The sequence below is a fragment of the Streptomyces nanshensis genome, assembly GCF_001751255.1.
Taxonomy (GTDB): domain Bacteria; phylum Actinomycetota; class Actinomycetes; order Streptomycetales; family Streptomycetaceae; genus Streptomyces; species Streptomyces nanshensis_A.
This window is the reverse complement of record NZ_LJGW01000487.1, coordinates 1-685: the sequence shown is the minus strand read 5'-3', so window position 1 is coordinate 685 and position 685 is coordinate 1. Positions and strand designations below refer to the sequence as shown.

Here is a 685-nt window from a genome sequence, read left to right as displayed (position 1 = left end):
CCGTTCGGCGGTCGCGGCGGCGCCCCGTTCGGCGGCCGGGGCGGCGGTCCGTTCGGCGGCCGGGGCGGCGGTCCCTTCGGCGGCAGCGGTATCGACCGGATGTTCAGCGAGACGGCGGGCGGTCAGATCTCCTGGCTGCTGCCCGCCGCGCTGATCCTGCTCGTGGCGGGCCTGGTCGTCACCCGCAAGGCATCCCGAACGGACGTGCAACGCGCGGCACTTGTGGCCTGGGGCGGTTCGCTCCTGGTCACCGGCGTGGTCTTCAGCCTGATGTCGGGGATCTTCCACGAGTACTACACCGTCGCCCTCGCCCCGTACATCGCCGCGGTCGTCGCCATCGGAGCGGTGCTGCTGTGGCGGAACCGTACGCAGCGGGCCGCGTCGATCGCCCTGGCGGCGACCGTCGCCGTGACCGCGGTGTGGTCGTACGTCCTGCTCGGACGGGCGGGCGACTGGCTGCCGTGGCTCAAGTGGGCCGTCGTGGCCGCCGGGTTGCTCGCCGCGGTGGGGCTGCTGGTGACCACGGTGCTGCCCCGCCGCGGAGTGCGCGCCGTGGCGGTGCTCGCCCTCGCGGCGGTGCTGGCGGGCCCGGTGGCGTGGACGGTCAGCACCGTACGGACGCCGCACACCGGCGCGATCGTCACGGCGGGACCCGCCGTGCAGGGGGCGGGCTTCGGCGGACGGG

The 685-nt window shown here is 75.3% G+C and carries 1 pseudogene; it reads left to right on the top strand.

The window, feature by feature from the left end:
* Window positions 1-685, top strand: a pseudogene (locus tag AN218_RS37180) (glycosyl transferase); the annotation flags it as partial.